The sequence below is a fragment of the Streptomyces sp. NPDC088732 genome, assembly GCF_044751205.1.
In the GTDB taxonomy this organism is placed as follows: domain Bacteria; phylum Actinomycetota; class Actinomycetes; order Streptomycetales; family Streptomycetaceae; genus Actinacidiphila.
In genome coordinates, this window is record NZ_JBIVLI010000002.1 from 253,296 (window position 1) to 270,214 (window position 16,919).

General features: G+C 73.0%; 12 protein-coding genes. 8 read left to right on the forward strand and 4 right to left on the reverse strand.

The window, feature by feature from the left end; translation table 11 throughout:
- The first annotated feature begins 7 nt into the window (after positions 1–7).
- The gene (locus ACIP9H_RS04030; RefSeq protein ID WP_401582830.1) at positions 8–382 is read left to right on the forward strand and encodes a hypothetical protein; all 375 of its coding nucleotides are present in this window, start codon (positions 8–10) and stop codon (positions 380–382) included.
- On the opposite strand, the gene ACIP9H_RS04035 is transcribed toward ACIP9H_RS04030, so the two are convergent.
- Positions 346–2,019, reverse strand: a complete 1,674-nt coding sequence (locus ACIP9H_RS04035; protein WP_401582832.1) for a serine/threonine-protein kinase — start codon at positions 2,017–2,019, stop codon at positions 346–348. The genes ACIP9H_RS04030 and ACIP9H_RS04035 overlap by 37 nt on opposite strands.
- A 182-nt stretch (positions 2,020–2,201) precedes the next feature.
- Between ACIP9H_RS04035 and ACIP9H_RS04040 the strand changes: the two genes are divergently transcribed.
- Positions 2,202–2,945: an LPXTG cell wall anchor domain-containing protein gene (locus ACIP9H_RS04040; protein ID WP_401957358.1), complete on the forward strand. Its 744-nt coding sequence runs from the start codon at positions 2,202–2,204 to the stop codon at positions 2,943–2,945.
- A 71-nt stretch (positions 2,946–3,016) separates the two neighbouring features.
- Here the strand turns inward: ACIP9H_RS04040 and ACIP9H_RS04045 are convergent, their stop codons facing one another.
- Positions 3,017–3,610 (reverse strand): biotin transporter BioY, encoded by a 594-nt coding sequence (locus ACIP9H_RS04045; RefSeq protein WP_401582836.1) that lies wholly within the window; start codon positions 3,608–3,610, stop codon positions 3,017–3,019.
- Between the two features lie 327 nt (positions 3,611–3,937).
- Here ACIP9H_RS04045 and ACIP9H_RS04050 point away from each other — a divergent pair, with 327 nt between their 5' ends.
- Positions 3,938–4,882 (forward strand): carbohydrate kinase, encoded by a 945-nt coding sequence (locus ACIP9H_RS04050; protein WP_401582838.1) that lies wholly within the window; start codon positions 3,938–3,940, stop codon positions 4,880–4,882.
- A 40-nt stretch (positions 4,883–4,922) separates the two neighbouring features.
- On the forward strand, positions 4,923–5,624 hold the full coding sequence (locus ACIP9H_RS04055) for an HAD family hydrolase (protein WP_401582840.1): 702 nt from the start codon (positions 4,923–4,925) through the stop codon (positions 5,622–5,624).
- Positions 5,625–5,651: 27 nt separating this feature from the next.
- Here ACIP9H_RS04055 and ACIP9H_RS04060 read toward each other — a convergent pair whose 3' ends face one another.
- Positions 5,652–6,296 carry a DsbA family protein gene (locus ACIP9H_RS04060; RefSeq protein WP_401582841.1) on the reverse strand — a complete coding sequence of 215 codons (645 nt, stop codon included), beginning with the start codon at positions 6,294–6,296 and terminating at the stop codon, positions 5,652–5,654.
- Between the two features lie 160 nt (positions 6,297–6,456).
- On the opposite strand from ACIP9H_RS04060, the gene pepN reads away from it, so the two are divergent.
- Both pepN and ACIP9H_RS04070 read left to right on the forward strand, forming a co-directional pair.
- Complete coding sequence (gene pepN / locus ACIP9H_RS04065; protein ID WP_401582843.1) at positions 6,457–9,039, forward strand: aminopeptidase N; 2,583 nt, start codon at positions 6,457–6,459, stop codon at positions 9,037–9,039.
- 309 nt (positions 9,040–9,348) lie between these two features.
- The gene (locus ACIP9H_RS04070) at positions 9,349–10,323 is read left to right on the forward strand and encodes a hypothetical protein (protein WP_401582844.1); all 975 of its coding nucleotides are present in this window, start codon (positions 9,349–9,351) and stop codon (positions 10,321–10,323) included.
- Positions 10,324–10,608: 285 nt separating this feature from the next.
- On the opposite strand, the gene ACIP9H_RS04075 is transcribed toward ACIP9H_RS04070, so the two are convergent.
- The gene (locus ACIP9H_RS04075; protein ID WP_401582846.1) at positions 10,609–11,340 is read right to left on the reverse strand and encodes a phosphotransferase family protein; all 732 of its coding nucleotides are present in this window, start codon (positions 11,338–11,340) and stop codon (positions 10,609–10,611) included.
- 475 nt (positions 11,341–11,815) lie between these two features.
- Between ACIP9H_RS04075 and ACIP9H_RS04080 the strand changes: the two genes are divergently transcribed.
- Together ACIP9H_RS04080 and ACIP9H_RS04085 are read left to right on the forward strand one after the other, a co-directional pair.
- A complete protein-coding gene (locus ACIP9H_RS04080; protein WP_401582848.1) occupies positions 11,816–15,109 on the forward strand; it encodes a S8 family serine peptidase in 3,294 nt (1,097 codons plus the stop codon).
- A 93-nt stretch (positions 15,110–15,202) separates the two neighbouring features.
- The gene (locus ACIP9H_RS04085) at positions 15,203–16,615 is read left to right on the forward strand and encodes an amidase (RefSeq protein ID WP_401582849.1); all 1,413 of its coding nucleotides are present in this window, start codon (positions 15,203–15,205) and stop codon (positions 16,613–16,615) included.
- Positions 16,616–16,919: the final 304 nt, after the last annotated feature.

Genomic DNA, 16,919 nt, shown 5'->3' on the forward strand with positions numbered 1-16,919 from the left:
GTGTGCGGTGTCGGCCTCCCGCACGGCGTTCTCGCTCGGCCGGCGCGGCGACGCGCCCAAGGCGTTCGCCCGGACCAGCACCCACGGTGTGCCGCGTGCGGCGATCCTGGGTTCGGTGGTCTTCGGCTTCGCCGCCGTCTTCTGCGACCACACGTACCCGGACAGCGTCTTCCTCTTCGTGCGCAACGCCTCCGGCGCGATCGCGCTGTTCGTCCGGCTGGTGATCTGCTTCTTACGGCTGCGCATGCGCCGGGGCGGGTGCGGCTGCGGGGGCCGCGACCAGGTGGTCGTCTCGGTCCTGCTGGCCCTGGGGGTGATCGGCGTCGCGGTGGTCCGCCGGCGGGTTCAGAGCGGCCGGAAGGACGCGGTCACCTCCTCGTAGACCGACAGCGCGGCGGGCTCGACGGCCGCGTCGTACCAGATGTTGACCTGGTACGACTTGCCCGCCTCGGTGAACCCGAGCTGCCGCGCCTTCCAGGGGGAGCCGGCCTGCGAGAAGGAGTAGTCCCACACGACGGCCGGGCGGCCGCGGAACGTCGTCCGCTCCAGCCGGATCTTCCGGTAGCCGGGGACGTCGTGGGAGTTCGCCTCGAAGTCCTGCCACTGCTGGAGGAGATCGCCGCCGCGTGCGAGTGCGTACGAGGCGGCGATCTCCTGCCGTCCGTCCGGGGCGTGGTAGTGGACGTTGGACGGGCTCTTGGCCGTTCGGGTCCAGCCGTGCGGGGGCTGCCAGGCGAAGCCGGTCTCGTTGCGGCCGGAGACCGACGCGGTGGCGGGTGAGGTGGCGGGCGGCGCCGTGGCGCTCGCCGGGGGGCGGCTGGTGCCGGCGACGACGGGGCCCTCGCGGTGGCCGGTGCGGGAGGCGGTGAGCACGACCACGGTCGCGGCGACGGCAGCGGCGGTCAGGCCCGCACCGGCGAGCAGGGCGGCGCGGCGGAACCGGGCGCGGGCGGGGGGCGGTTCGGGCGTCCCGGCCGGGACGGCCGGTTCCGGTGGAGGCGCGAGCTCGGGCGCAGGCTCGGGCGCCGGCTGCTCGCTCTTCGCGGCCGCGTACGCCTCCCAGCCGGGCGGGACCGCGTCCTCCGGCTCCGGTGCGGGCGGCGGCGCCCCGCCCACCGCGAGCGTGGGGACGTACCCCTCCTCGGCGGGCGGCGGGGCCTGCCGGGTCACGACGGTGGGCCCGCCCACGGGGCCGGCGAGGGCGGCCAGCGCCTCGTCGAGCAGGTCGAGGGTCGGCCGCTCCTCCGGGTCCTTGCGCAGCAGCGCCGCCAGCGTCTCGCGCAGCGGGCCCGCCTCCGGGGGCAGTTGGGGCTCCTCGTACAGCACGGCGTGCAGGGTGGCCAGGGTGGTGGGGCGGGCGAAGGGCGACTGCCCGGCCAGCGCGGCGCACAAGGTGGCACCCAGCGACCACAGGTCCGACGGCGGCCCCTGCTGCCGGCCCTCGATGCGCTCCGGGGCCATGTAGTCCGGGGAGCCGATGAGCATCCCGGCCATGGTGAGCGCGGCGGAGTCCTGGATCGCGGCGATCCCGAAGTCGGTGAGGACCACCCGCCCGCGGGTGTCGATCAGGACGTTGCCCGGCTTGATGTCCCGGTGCAGCACGCCGACCGCGTGGACCTCGCGCAGCGCCCGTGCCAGACCGGTCGCAATCCGCACCGCCTCGGCGCGGTCGACCGGGCCGTCCTGCACGAGCACCTGCTCCAGGGAGCGGCAGTCGACCAGTTCCATCACGATCCAGAGCCGGTCGGCCTCCTGGACCACGTCGTAGACGCGCACCACGTTGGGGTGGTCGATGCGGGCCGTGGCGCGCGCCTCGCGCAGGGTGCGCTCGCGGCGGACGCGCGCGTCCTCGGCCGCCATGTCGTCCAGCCGCATCTCCTTGACCGCGACCTGGCGGTCCAGCACCTCGTCGACGGCCCGCCACACCCGGCCCATCCCGCCCTGGCCGATCGTCTCCGCCAGCCGGTAGCGGCCCACGACCAGCCGGCCGCGCACGTCGCCGCCCGTGTTTCCCACCATGCCCGGACTCCCCACTGCGGGAGGAATTCCCCCTGCCCCTCAATTCCTGTCCGGTATCGCATCATTCACGACGGGTCCGGGACAGAAGTATGAACTTGCCACCATCACAGCATAGATGCCCCGAATCTTGTGGTACCTCTTCACAGATACCGCTGATGCGGAGGCAAGAAGGGGGAAGCGCAATGCGCCTTTTCGATCGGCGAATTCACGTTCGGCGGACGGCCGCGGCGGTGGCCGTGCTGGGGCTGGCGTTCGCCGGGCCCGCGTTCGGGGCCGAGCCCGTACCCGGCAGCGGCCAGGGAGGCACCCCGGGGCCGAAGGTCCCCGCGGGGGTGAAGGTGGCCACCGAACTGCCGTCCCGGATCTCCGTCGACAACACGACGGGGAAGACCTCGATCACCGCGACGGTCCTCAACAAGGGGAAGAAGGAGTCCCCTCGACTCACGCTGCTGGTCGTCGGTTTCGACGCGATGAGGATCACCGGGGTCAAGGGCTGCGACCCGATCCCCGAGGGCAAGCTGCCCAAGGGCTCCAACAGCGGGTTCAGCTGCGACGTCGGCACTCTGGCCGCCGGGAAGCGCCGGAGCTACCCGGTGTCCGCGACCTACGACCTGAAGGGCAAGGGCAGGATCTGCCTGCCCGTCATGGACCGGGACGGCGTGCTGCTGTGGCAGCAGGGGCCCGTTCCCTTCGGCACCAGCAAGCCGACGCCCAACGCACCCGACACCCCGCTGCTGCTGGGCACCGACAACGTGCCCTTCGGCCCCGACGCGTCCGTCCGTCCGAGCCCGAGTGCCTCGGGCACCCTGCCCAGTACCGGCGCCCCCGACCGCACAGCCGTCCTCGCCCTGGGCGGCAGCCTGCTGCTGGCCGCGGGCGGCGCCGGCCTGTGGCTGACCCGGCGCCCGCGGTCGGCCCGGCACTGACCGGCCGCGCCGGCACGACGGAGGGGGCGGCCGGCGGCCGCCCCCTCGGTCGTTGCGTACGGGTCGTACGGTCAGCCGCGGCGGCCGACGAGCTTCCAGGCCGCGGGCAGCGCGCCCATGGCCAAGGCCGCCTTGACGGCGTCACCGATCAGGTAGGGCGTGAGGCCCAGGGAGACGGCCTGGCTCAGCGAGAGGTGCGCGGCCAGCGCGAGGTAGGGGACACCGACGGCGTAGACGACGGCGCTGCCGAGCACCATCGTGCCGGCCGTGCGCCACACGTTGCGGTCCGCGCCGCGGCGGGCCAGCCCGCCCACGACGGCGGCGGCGAGCGCCATGCCGAGGATGTAGCCGAAGCTGGGCGCGCCCGCGCCCGACGAACCGTCGGCGAACCACGGCATCCCGGCGACGCCGGCCACCGCGTACAGGGCGAGCGCGAGCAGGCCGCGGCGGGCGCCGAGCGCGGTGCCGACCAGCAGCGCCGCGAAGGTCTGCCCCGTCACCGGCACCGGCGAGCCGGGCACCGGCACCGACAACTGCGCGGCCAGGCCGGTCAGTACGGCGCCGCCCAGCACGAGGGTGGCGTCCCGCAGCCGCGACGCGGGGATCAGGTCGGCGAGGACCGGGTGGGTGCGTACGGCGGAAGCGGCGGGAACTGCGGTGGCCATCGGTACTCCGCGGAGTGAGGGTCTGTTCGGTCACCGCGACGTTAACCCGGCTCCCTCGCCCCGATCATCGTCGGCCGAGCACAAAGCCCTGATCGCCGTGGTGGTGGCATCCCTACAAGGAACCACACGACACGTGAGCTTCGTCACGGGAAGGCGAAACGGCCGCTGTGGGATCTCTCCAATCGGTGGCGCCGGGGGAATCGCGCCGCAACGGCGCCGCGCCCGGCCCCGCGGGGGCGGCCGCGGCGTCCCGCTCTTATCCTTCTGCGACGGCGCCCCGCTCCGGATGCCGCCCGATCGCACCGAACTGGAGGCGTACCCGACCCGATGAGTGCTCCGTCGCCGTCCCCCGCGTCTCCGTCCGCCCCGTCCCGGGTCACCGTGGTCGGCGAGGTCCTCGTCGACCTGCTGTGGCGCTCCGGGGAGCGCGGGGTCACCCCGCTGCCCGGCGGCAGCCCGGCCAACGTGGCGGTCGGCCTGCGGCGGCTCGGCCGGCCCACCACCCTGGTCACGACCTGGGGCGAGGACCCGCCCGGCGAGCTGGTCCGGGACCATCTGGCGGCGACCGGGATCGACGTCGTCCGGGCGCCGGGCCCGGCCGGGCGGACGACGCTGGCGATGGCGTACCTGGACCGGGAGGGCTCCGCCTCGTACGACTTCCTGGCCTCCTGGGACCCCGAGGACCTGGCCGTGCCGCCGGACACCGCGGTGCTGCACACCGGCTCGCTGGCCACCGTCATCGAGCCGGGGGCGGGCCGGGTGCTGGAGCTGTGCCGGGACCTGCACGCGCTCCCCGGGCGCACCGTGGTCGCCGATCTCAACGTGCGGCCCGCGGTGCAGCCGGACCGGCTCGCCTACCGCAAGGCGTGCCTCCGGCTGGCCGGGGTCACCGATGTGGTCAAGGCCAGCGACGCCGACCTGGCCTGGCTCTTCCCGCGCCTCGATCCCACCGAGGCGGCCCGGGTCCTGCTGGCCGAGGGGCCGCGGCTGGCCGTCGTCACCCTGGGCGCCGGGGGCGCTGCGGCGGTCACCCGGGACGCGGTCGTGCGGGTGGCGGCGCCGCCGGTGGCGGTGGTCGACACCATCGGGGCGGGCGACGCCTTCCAGGCCGCGCTGCTGGACGCGGTCGCCGCGTCGGGCGTGCCCACCGCCCCGGAGCGGTTGTCCGGGGTACTGACCCGCTGTGTCACCGCGGCCGCGATCAACTGCACCCGGGTGGGCGCCGATCCCCCGACGCGGGCCGAGCTCGACGCCGCCTGCCCCGCCGGATAATCGCGGGCCCCGGAGCCCGTGCGCTGGTTAGGCTCCCGCCATGGGTGACGCGAGGCCGACCGGGCAGGTACTGATCTTCGACGCGGACGACACGCTCTGGGAGAACAACGTCGTCTTCGAACGGGTGATAGAGGACTTCCTCGACTGGGTCGACCACCCGGTGCTGGACCGGGGCCGGATCAGGGCGCTGCTCGACGAGATCGAGGCGGCGAACGCGCTCGTCCACGGGTACGGCAGCAAGGTGTTCCTGCGCAGCCTCGGCGAGTGCCTGGAGCAGCTTCGGGAGCGGCCGAGGACGGCGGAGGAGGCCCGCCGCATCGACGAGCTGGCGCTGGCCTTCACCGAGCACCGTGTGGAGCTGATGCCCGGGGTCGCGGACACCCTCGACGCGCTGGGCGGCCGCCACGACCTGCTGCTGCTCACCAAGGGCGACACGGAGGAGCAGTCCCGCAAGGTCGAGGCGTCGGGGCTGGCCGGCCGGTTCCGCGGGGTGCACATCGTCCCGGAGAAGGACGTGGAGACCTACCGGGGGCTGATCGCGCACTACGGCTTCGTGCCGGAGGCCACGTGGATGATCGGGAACTCCCCCAAGTCCGACATCATCCCCGCCCGTGAGGCGGGGATGAACGCCGTCCACATCCCCAACGCCCACACCTGGGTGCTGGAGCAGTCCGAGATCGACCCGGCCGACGGGCGCGTGCTGCGGCTGACGGCCTTCCCCGAACTGCTCCGCCACTTCTGAGCGGCCCCAGGTGCCCCGGAGGGGGGATCAGTCGAAGATCGGGCCCTGGTCGCGGGTCCGCTTGATCTCGTAGAAGCCGGGGGTCGACGCGACGAGCAGCGTGCCGTCCCAGAGGCGGGCCGCGGCCTCGCCCTTGGGGGCGGGGGTCACGACGGGGCCGAAGAAGGCGATCTGCTCGCCGTCGGCGCCGGGGACCGCGATGACCGGGGTGCCGACGTCCTGGCCGACCTTGGAGATGCCCTCCTGGTGGGAGGCGCGCAGCTCGGTGTCGTAGGCGTCACTGTCGGCGAAGTCGGCCAGGTCGGCGGGCAGGCCCGCCTCCTCCAGGGCGGCGACGATCACGTCGCGGTCCTTGTGGCCCAGGCCCTGGTTGTGGATACGGGTGCCCAGGGCGGTGTACAGGGGGCCGAGCACCTTGCTGCCGTACTTCTGCTCGGCGGCGATGCACACACGGACGGGGCCCCAGGCAGTGGTGAGGAACTCGCGGTACTGCTCGGGCAGGTCGCGGCCGTCGTTGAGCACCGCCAGGCTCATCACGTGCCAGCGCACCTCGACGGGGCGCACCTTCTCCACCTCCAGCATCCAGCGGGAGGTCATCCACGCCCAGGGGCAGGCGGGGTCGAACCAGAAGTCCACCGGGGTCGGGGTGGTGGCGTCTGTGGTCTCGGTCACGGTTGTCTCCTCGGGGCATGACACATCGACACGTGGTGCGGAACAGGGAACACCCCCGGCCGCATCGCCATTCCCGTGCGGTGGCCCCGGGTGCCGCGTGCGAAGATGCCTGGCGTCCACAAGACGGACCCCACAACGACGTGCCAAGGATGGAGACCCCGTGCCCGGTGAGAACCTCACGCGTGACGAGGCCCACGAGCGGGCCCGGCTGCTCGCCGTGGACGGCTACGAGGTCGCGCTCGACCTCCGGTCGGCGGTCCGGGCGGAGGAGCCGACCTACCGCTCGGTCACCACGATCCGCTTCCGCTGCGCCGAGCCGGGCACGGCGAGCTTCGCGGACCTGGTGGCGCCCTCCGTCACGTCGGTGCTCCTCAACGGGCGGGAGCTGGACCCCGCGGAGGTCTTCGACGGGGCGCGGATCGCGCTGCCGGACCTGGCCGCCGACAATGTGCTGGTCGTCGACGCGCAGTGCGCGTACAGCCGCACCGGCGAGGGTCTGCACCGCTTCGCCGACCCCGAGGACGGCGAGGTCTACCTCTACACGCAGTACGAGCCGGCCGACGCCCGCCGGGTCTTCGCGAACTTCGAACAGCCCGACCTGAAGGCGCCCTTCACCTTCTCGGTGACCGCCCCGGAGTCCTGGGTGGTGCTGAGCAACGAGCGGGTCACCGGCGTCTCGGACGGCGGCGAGACCCGGCACTTCGCGCCGACCCGGCCGATCTCGACGTACATCACGGCGGTCGTCGCCGGGCCGTACCACATGGTGCACGACAGCTACCGGCGCACCCTGGCGGACGGCACGGAGCTGGAGATCCCGCTGGGCGCGCTGTGCCGCAAGGGCCTGGCCCGGCACTTCGAGGCCGAGGACATCTTCACCGTCACCCGGCAGGGCCTGGACTTCTTCCACGACCACTTCGACTACCCGTACCCCTTCGGGAAGTACGACCAGGCCTTTGTGCCGGAGTACAACATCGGCGCGATGGAGAACCCGGGCCTGGTCACCTTCCGGGAGGAGTACGTCTTCCGCGGCAAGGTCACCCAGGCGTCGTACGAGGCGCGGGCCAACGTCATCCTGCACGAGATGGCGCACATGTGGTTCGGCGACCTGGTCACCATGAAGTGGTGGGACGACCTGTGGCTCAAGGAGTCGTTCGCCGACTTCATGGGCGCGTTCTCGCTCGTGGAGGCGACCCGCTACAAGGACGGCTGGATCACCTTCGCCAACCGTCGCAAGGCGTGGGCCTACCGCGCCGACCAGCTGCCGTCCACGCACCCGGTCACGGCCGACATCCGCGACCTGGAGGACGCCAAGCTCAACTTCGACGGCATCACCTACGCCAAGGGCGCCTCGGTGCTCAAGCAACTGGTCGCCTACGTCGGCCGGGACGCGTTCCTCGAGGGCGCGCGGCGCTACTTCAAGCGGCACGCGTACGGCAACACCGGGCTCGGCGACCTGCTGTCGGTGCTGGCGGAGACCTCGGGGCGCGACATGGCCGAGTGGTCCCGGGCCTGGCTGCAGACCGCGGGCGTCAACTCGCTGACGCCGCAGGTGACGTACGACGCCGAGGGGCGCGTCGCGGAGCTCGCCGTGGTGCAGGAGGCCGCGGCCTCGCACCCGCAGCTGCGGCCGCACCGCGTGGCGGTCGGGCTCTACCGCCGCACGCCCGGCGGCGCCCTGGAGCGGTACGCGCGCACCGAGACCGACGTCGCCGGAGCGCACAGCGTCGTGGCCGAGCTGGCCGGGGCCGAGCGCCCCGACCTCGTCCTGGTCAACGACGAGGACCTGACGTACTGCAAGATCCGCTTCGACGAGGACTCCCTGGCCGCCGTCCGGGAGCACCTGGGCGAGCTGGCCGACCCCATGGCGCGGGCGCTGACCTGGTCCGCGGTGTGGAACATGACGCGCGACGGGCTCATGCCGGCCCGTGACTACCTCGGCCTGGTGCTGCGCTTCGCGGGCGCGGAGACCGACATCGGCGTGCTCCAGGGCCTGCACATGCAGGCCCGTACGGCCCTGCACGACTACGCGGCGCCGCAGTGGCGCGAGGAGGGGCTGCGCGCCCTGGAGCAGGGCGCCCTGCGCGAGCTGCGCGCGGCCGAGCCCGGCAGCGGGCACCAGCTGGCCTGGGCCCGCTTCCACGCCTCGGTCGCCTCGGGCGAGGCCGGGACGGCGTTCCTGCGCTCGCTCCTGGACGGCACCGAGAAGGTCGACGGCCTGGAGGTGGACCAGGAACTGCGCTGGACGTTCCTGGAGTCGCTGGCCGCGGGCGGCGCCGCGGACGGGTCCGTCATCGACGCCGAACTCGCCCGCGACGACACCGCCTCCGGCAGGCGGCACCAGGTGCGCTGCCTGGCGGCGCGTCCTTCGGCGGCGGTCAAGGCGCAGGCCTGGGCGGCGGTCGTGGAGTCCGACACGCTCTCCAACGCGCTGGTCGAGGCGACCATCGCGGGCTTCGAGCAGGCAGGGCAGCGCGCACTGCTGGCGCCGTACGCCGAGAGGTACTTCGCCGCCATCGAGGGGATCTGGGCGGAGCGGTCGATCGAGATCGCCATGGCCGTGGTCCGGGGGCTCTTCCCGCATCTGCAGGACCGCGCGGAGACCGTCGACGCCGCGGACGCGTGGCTGGACGCGCACTCCGGTGCCGCTCCCGCCCTGCGGCGGCTCGTCGCCGAGTGCCGCGACGACCTCGCGCGGGCGCTGCGCGCCCAGGAACGCGACACCGCGGCCGGCGCGGAGGCCTGACCCGAGGTCGTGTGCGGGGGTGCGCCGCCCGGCGGTCGGCGCACCCCCGCACGCTACCCGCGCGCCCCCGCTCCCCCGGGAACAGACGTCCGGTCACCCCAACGGCGTACGGTCCCCCGTCCGGGCACCCCCTGGTGCCCCGGGTACCGCGGTGACGAATCCGCAGGCAGCCGGGGCCGGTACACCCGGATAGGTGAAATCCGCCCTTCGGCAACCGAACGTCTGAACTTTAGTGCGGGGATGTCCGCATTTGTCGACGGAACGGTAACAGCGGTTAGCCCGCCCCCGGGCAGCGGGAATTGACCCGACATGAACCACAACACCCCCCTCAGCCCCCGCCCCCTCGACCACCCCTCCCGCAAGCGGCCCGCGGTACTGACCGCACGTCAGCTGCGCGAGCACGGCGTCACCCCCGGCACGCTCTCGGAACGCTGCGGACCGGACGGCCCGTGGCAGGAGGTGCTGCCCAAGGTCTACGTGCTGCACCCGGGACCGCCCACCAGCGAGGAACGGCTGCAGGCGGCGCTGCTGTACGCGGACGGCGACGCGATGGTGACCGGCCTGGCGTGCCTCGCCCTGCACCGCTTCTCCTCGGTCCCCCCACTGCTCGGGCTGGAGCGGATCGACCTGCTGGTGGCCCGTCAGCGCAAGGTGCGCGCCGCGGGCGACGTGGGTTTCGTGCGGACGCAGACCCCGCCGCGCCCGCACCTGGTGGGCGGTATCCCGTGCGCCCCGGTGCAGCGGGCACTGGCCGACGCGGTGGCCGAACTCGAGGACGCGGAGACGGTGCGCCTGGTGCTGACCGAGGCGGTGCGCGGCGGGCACTGCGAGGCCACGTCCGTCGTCCGGGAGCTGAGCCGCGCGCGGCTCCTGTCGCGGCCGCACGTCGTCGAGGCCGTGGACGCGCTGCTGGCCGAGGGCCGCGCGATCGCCGAGAGCCGCCTGTACGACATGGTGCGCTGCTTCGGCCTGCCGGACCCGGTGTGGAACGTGGACCTGCGGCTGCCCGGCGGCCCGCACCTGGGGGGCGTCGACGCGTACTGGCCGGAGCACGCGGTCGCCGTCGAGATCGACGCGCGCGCCCCGCGCCAGGACGAGGACGCCCTGTGGTCGGAGTACGCCCGCAAGCGCGAGCACTTGGAGCGGCTCGGCATCACGGTGGTGCACATCACCCCGAAGAAGCTGCGCGAGGCGCTGGAGCAGCAGGCGGCCGTCGTCCGTACCGCGCTGATGGCCTCGGTGGACCGCAACCCGGCCTCGTACGTGGTGGTACTCCCCCGCTGAGGCCGACCAGAGACCGGGCTCTGCGGACGAGCCGGGGACGGGAGGCGGTGGGGACCTCCCGGGAACGGCCGTGCAGAGGCGCGGTCTCACCGATACGGGCACTGGGCGCCCGTTCCGGCCACGGAAGACGGTCCGCCGGCGGGGGCCACGGGGGTGGGTACAAGCCGGCGGCCGGGACGAGGCGGGGGCACACGCGGCGCCGGGGACTGCCGGTCCGTCAGACCGGGTGCGGCAGGGGGTGTCCTGCGACATCGACCCTTGACCGATGGCCGTCGCGTCGATCCGTCAGACCAGGGACGCTTCGAAGATCGCGCGGTTGGCCGAGGTATGGGCGTGATCGCTGTCGGACCACCGGATGCGTTCGGCGATCTCCTGGCCTCCGGCGACGTGCGGGGGCGGGCCTGCGAGGTGGCTGCGCCACCAATGGGCGTTTCGGGTCTGCCGGTCGAGCGCGGCATCGATGAGGCGGGGACGGGCAGCGGAGTCGAGCCGGTACGCGTCGGCGAGGACGCGCACCTGCGCCGCCTGTGCGGTGGCGGGCGGTGCGTCGGGTCTGGAGGAGATGCACCAGGTCCACGCCATGTATCCGAGGTCCTCAAGGGGGTCGCCGGGCGCGGCGGTGTCGAAGTCGATGAAGGCGACCGGGACGTCGTTCGCGAAGACCGTGTTGTTCGGCCCTGGGTCGTGGTGACAGACCACGGGGTGCCGGCCGGCCAGGCGGCTGCCGCGCGTGGCGTCATGGAAAGCGCGGAGCAGGGAGCCCGCGGCGGCCACCTGCGTGTCGGTCCAGCGTTGGAAACGGGCAGGCACCCAGCCGGGGAGGTAGCTGAACACCTCCCGACCGACCGCGTCGAACCCGAGGTGACGCGGAGCGCCGGTGAAACCTTGTTGCCGCAGATGACCGAGCAGCTCGGCGACGAACGAGGACGACGCGCCGACCGGCCGCCGGACGGTGCTGCCGACCCTGACCACGCCAGGAGTGATGCGTCCGCCCGACAACGGGACTTCGATCTCCATGGCTCCATCGTGCCGGGCGCTGAGCCGACCCCCCGCCCGCGCAGGGCCGTCGGTCGATGCTCGGTGGCAATCGGCCAAGGTTCGGTGTGGACGGAGTGGACACAGCGGCGCGGTACCTCGCGAGGGGCGGGGCGGCACCGGTGACCGGTGTGACCGGTGGCCCAACACGGGCGGAACGGCCGACGCCGGTCCCCTGACATCGGCCGGCGGTCCGCGCGCCGGCCATCCGGGACCGGCCCTTCCGCAGTGAACTGCTCATTCGATGTTCACCCGTCCCCCCGCATGGCAGGGCCGTACCGCGGGCGCGTGGACGGCGACTTGGGCGGGTTGGGGCATTGTGCGGCATTCGCAGTCGTCGCCACGTTGACGCATTCGCGTCATGGCAGACCTGCGCCATCTCCGGCACTCCCCAACAACCCGGCACATGGACCACTGTGTCCGTCAACTGGCGCCCAAATCTTGAACAAGGATGCCCATGTCTCTTGAACACATACGCGGGAAGAGACGCGTCCGCATCGCGCTCGCCGCGGGCCTCGTCGCCGCGTTGACCGCGACCGGAATATCCGCCTCCACCGCTTTCGCCGACCCGGCGCACGACCCCGCGGACGCGGCGGTCAAGACCGCCGGCGACAAGCTCGGATCCGCCGACGCGGAACTGCTCGCCAAGGCCAAGGCCGCCGGCGACAAGAACGTCACGATGATGATCGCCACCAAGGCGGGCTCCACCGAGCAGATCTCGGACGAGATCGACGCCCTCAAGGGCGCCTCGGTGGACCGGACGTACGACAAGCTCGGCTACGTCCGCGCCACCGTCCCGACGGGCAAGGCCGACGCCGCCATCGCGGCGGCGCAGGAGCTCTCCTCCGTGCAGGCCGTCGACCTGAAGCAGGAGATCAAGCTCGACGACCCGACCCCGTCGGGCGACGCCGCCACGGCCTCCGCGAAGAAGTCCGCGGCCGTCACCTACCCGGGCCCGGACGCCAACACCCCGGCGGTCAACCCGTACCAGCCCGCGTGGGAGACCGGCGCGGCCGACTTCGTCCGCAAGAACCCCGAGGCCGACGGCCGCGGCGTCACCATCGGCATCCTCGACTCGGGCGTCGACCTCGGCCACCCGGCGCTGCAGAAGACCACCACCGGCGAGCGCAAGATCGTCGACTGGGTCACGGCGACCGACCCGATCCTGGACAACGATGCCACCTGGCGCCGGATGACCAACGGCCCGACGGTCACCGTGGGCACCAGGACCTGGACCGCCCTCAACCCCTCGCAGCAGGTCACGGTGTTCCGCGAGTCGGCCACCGTCGGCGGCGACATGGCCGGCGACCTCAACCGGGACGGCGACACCACCGACCTGTGGGGCGTGCTCTACGACCCGGCCGCCGGCACCGTCCGGGTGGACCTCAACGACAACGGCAACTTCGGTGACGACACCCCGATGAAGCCGTACAAGGACGGCTTCCAGGTCGGGTACTTCGGCACCGACAACCCCGCGACGGCCATCTCCGAGCGGATCCCGTTCGTGGTGGAGATCCGCAAGGACGTCCCGACGGACCCGTACGGCGGCGACTGGATCGGCAAGAAGGCCGACTTCGTCAACATCGGCGTCATCCAGTCCGAGCACGGCACGCACGTCGCCGGCATCACCTCCGCCAACGGCCTGTTCGGCGGCAAGATGATCGGCGCGGCGCCGGGCGCGAAGCTCGTCTCCTCGCGCGCCTGCTCCTGGGACGGCGGCTGCACCAACATCGCGCTGACCGAGGGCATGATCGACCTGGTCGTCAACCGCGGTGTGGACATCGTCAACATGTCCATCGGCGGCCTGCCCGCGCTGAACGACGGCAACAACGTGCGCGCCCAGCTGTACACCCGCCTGATCGACGACTACGGCGTCCAGCTGGTCATCTCGGCCGGCAACAGCGGCCCCGGCCTCAACACCATCGGCGACCCCGGCCTGGCCGACAAGGTCATCAGCGTCGGCGCGACGATCTCCAAGGAGACCTGGGCGGCCAACTACGGCTCGCAGGTCACCAAGGACTACGACATGATGCCGTTCTCCTCGCGCGGCCCGCGTGAGGACGGCGGCATCGCGCCGGTCATCTCGGCCCCCGGTGCCTCCATCAACGCCATCCCGACCTGGGAGCCCGGCGCCCCCGTCGCCGAGGCCGGCTACAGCCTGCCGCCCGGCTACGGCATGCTCCAGGGCACCTCGATGGCCTCCCCGCAGGCCGCCGGCGCCTCCGCGCTGCTGCTGTCCGCGGCCAAGGACGCCGGCATCGACCTGACTCCGGTGAAGCTGCGCACCGCGCTGATCAGCACCGCGAAGAAGATCAAGGACGTCCAGGCCTTCGCCCAGGGCGCCGGCCTGCTGGACGTGGACCGCGCCTGGCATCTGATCAAGACCGGTGCCGACGCCAACACCTACACGGTCAAGGCCCCGGTCTCCACCGCCCTGTCGCAGTTCCTGGCCACCCCGGGCTACGGCACCGGCGTCTACGACCGCGAGACCGGCCTCAAGGCGAACCAGAGCAAGACGTACGACGTCACGCTCACCCGCACCTCCGGCCCGGACCGCGTGATCCGCCACGACCTGCACTGGCTGAACGACGACAGCACCTGGCGGTTCCCCGGTGACGACACCGTCGACCTGCCGCTGAACACGCCGGTCACCGTGCAGATCACCGCCAAGCCGCACACCGCCGGCGCGCACAGCGCGATCCTCGAGGTCGACGACCCGTCGACGCGCGGTGTCGACCAGCAGATCCTCAACACGGTCGTGGTCGCCACGCCGCAGGCCAAGCCGGGCTACGCGTTCACCGCGTCCGACACGGTCCAGCGCAACAGCACCACGTCGTACTTCGTGACCGTGCCCGAGGGCGCCAAGTCGCTCGAGGTCAGGATGAGCGGTCTCGCGGCGGGCAGCCAGACCCGCTTCATCGCCATCAACCCGTGGGGCGTCCCGGTGGACGACACCTCCACGCCGTCCTGCTACCCGAACTACAACAACCCGGCCAACACCTGCCGCCCCGACCTGCGTTCCTACGCGAAGCCGCTGCCGGGCGTCTGGGAGTTCGAGGTCGAGGCACGGCGGACCTCGCCGCTGCTGGACAACCCGTACACCCTGACCGCGACCGCGCTCGGCGTCTCCTTCGACCCCGAGGTCCAGACCGTCGCCGAGGCCACCGTCGGCACCCCGGCCCCGGTCTCGTGGAAGGTCACCAACGGCTTCGCCGCCGTGCAGGGCAAGCTGAAGGGCGGCGCGCTCGGCTCGGCCGAGGCGACCCGTCCGTCCATCAGCGAGGGCCAGGTCATCGACACGCAGGTCGTCGTGCCCGCGGGCGCCACCCGTCTCGACGTGGCGATCGGCAGCACCTCGGACACCGGCGCCGACCTGGACCTGTACGTCTTCCGCAACGGCGTCGAGGTCGGCCGCTCCGCGGACGGCGACTCCGAGGAGGCCGTCAGCATCGCCAACCCGGCGGCCGGCACCTACACCATCGAGGTGGACGGCTTCGCCGTCCCGTCCGGCACCACCGCGTACGACTACCGTGACGTCTTCTACTCGGCGTCGCTCGGCTCGGTCGTCGTCGACGAGGCGGCAAGCGTGCCGCTGGCCAACGGCGCCTCGGCGAACGTCACCGCGAACGTGCTGGTGGCCGCCCCCGCTCCGGCGGGACGCCAGTTCTTCGGCGAGGTCCAGCTGCTCAACGCCAACGGCACCGCCGCGGGCACCGGCAGCGTCATCATCGGCAAGGTGAACGCGGGCTAGTCCGCGCGACCTTGCGCACGATCCGGGGCGGGTGCTGGAACGAGCACCCGCCCCGGCCTTTTGCCCGGGCCGTACCGGCCTAGGCTGGGCAGGGTGACCGCACCCCACGAGCTGACGATGCTGGAACAGGCCGCCGCGGTACGCCGCCGGGAGATCTCACCGGTCGAGCTGACGACCCATCACCTGGACCGGATCGAACGGATCGACCCCGCGCTCGGGGCGTACCTCACGGTCACCCCGGAACGGGCCCTTCAGGACGCCCGGCGCGCCGAGCGGCTGCTGCTGGCCGGCGGGGACCTGCCACCCCTGCTCGGGGTACCGGTCCCGGTGAAGGACCTCACCCCGGTGGCGGGGATCCGCTTCACCTCGGGCTCCCCCGTGTTCGCCGACCGCGTCGCCGAACAGGACGCCCACGTGGTGACCCTGCTCCGGGACGCGGGCACGGTGATGACCGGCAAGACCAACACCCCCGAGTTCGGACTGCCCGCCTACACCGAGGGCCGCGTCGGACCGCCCGCGCGCACCCCGTACGACCTCACCCGCGGCGCGGGCGGCAGCAGCGGCGGCGCCGCGGCCGCCGTCGCCGCGGGCCTCGCGGCGGCCGCGCACGCCGGCGACGGCGGCGGCTCCATCCGGATACCGGCGAGCTGCTGCGGCGTGGTCGGCCTCAAGCCGAGCCGCGGCCGGGTGAGCCTCGCACCCGGCGGCGACATCAGCGGACTCGCCGTGGGCGGCCCGATCGCCCGCACGGTACGCGACGCCGCCGCGCTCCTGGACGTGCTCTCCGAACCGGCCCCCGGCGACCCCTTCCCGCTGCCGCGGCCCGAGCGGACGTTCCTGCGGTGGTGCGACCACGAACCGCGCCGGCTGCGCATCGCCCGCTGGGCCCGCCCGGACGTCGCCGGGGCCACCGTCGACCCGGAAGTGCTCGCCGCGTACGAGCGGACCTCGGCCCTGCTGGAAAGCCTCGGGCACGAGGTCGTCGACGTGCCCCAACCGCTGGCCCCCGGCGACCGGGACGCGTTCACCCCGGTATGGGCGGTCATGGCGGCCCTCACGCCCGTCCCGCCGCAGCGCGAGCACGAACTGCTCCCGCTCACCGCGTGGTTGCGCGCCCAGGCACTGGACGTCGGCGGCCTCGACTACGCGCGCGCCCTCGGCACGATGCAGGCCGCGGGCCGCAAACTGGCCCGCGCGGTCCAGCCCTACGACGCCGTCCTCACCCCGACCCTCGCCCAGCTCCCCGCACCCGTCGGCACCCTGCGTGACGACGCCGACCCCGCGGCCGACTTCGCCGCGCAACTGGCCTTCACCCCCTTCACCGCGCCCTGGAACATCGCCGGGCTGCCGTCGGTGTCGCTGCCGCTGGGGTGGAGCGCGGGGGGACTGCCGATCGGCATGATGCTCGGCGCGCCTCACGGCGCGGAGGGGCCGCTTCTCGCCCTGGCGCAGCAGCTTGAGGCTGCGGCCCCCTGGCCTGTTTCTCCCCCACCCACCCTCCCGTGAGCCCTGTGAAGTCAGGGCGCCCCGACGCGCGTTGTCCGGGGGCCGGGTTCGGGGCCTCCGGGGCTGCCATTCTGGACAGCACATTTAGGTGCCTCTGGTACCCGGCTTGATCACTCCGGGTTGTGCACCCAAATATGCTCCACAGTCCAGAACGCCACCCCTCCGACCCCGCCCCCTCAGGTTTCGCCATGCGCCTGATCCCCGGTGGGTGGGCGAAGAGGCGGTCCGGGGTCACCGCAAGTGCCCATCCGAACCCCCACCGGCCGTAAGTCGCCCCACCGGCCCCGGGAGGGGGTGTGGCGGG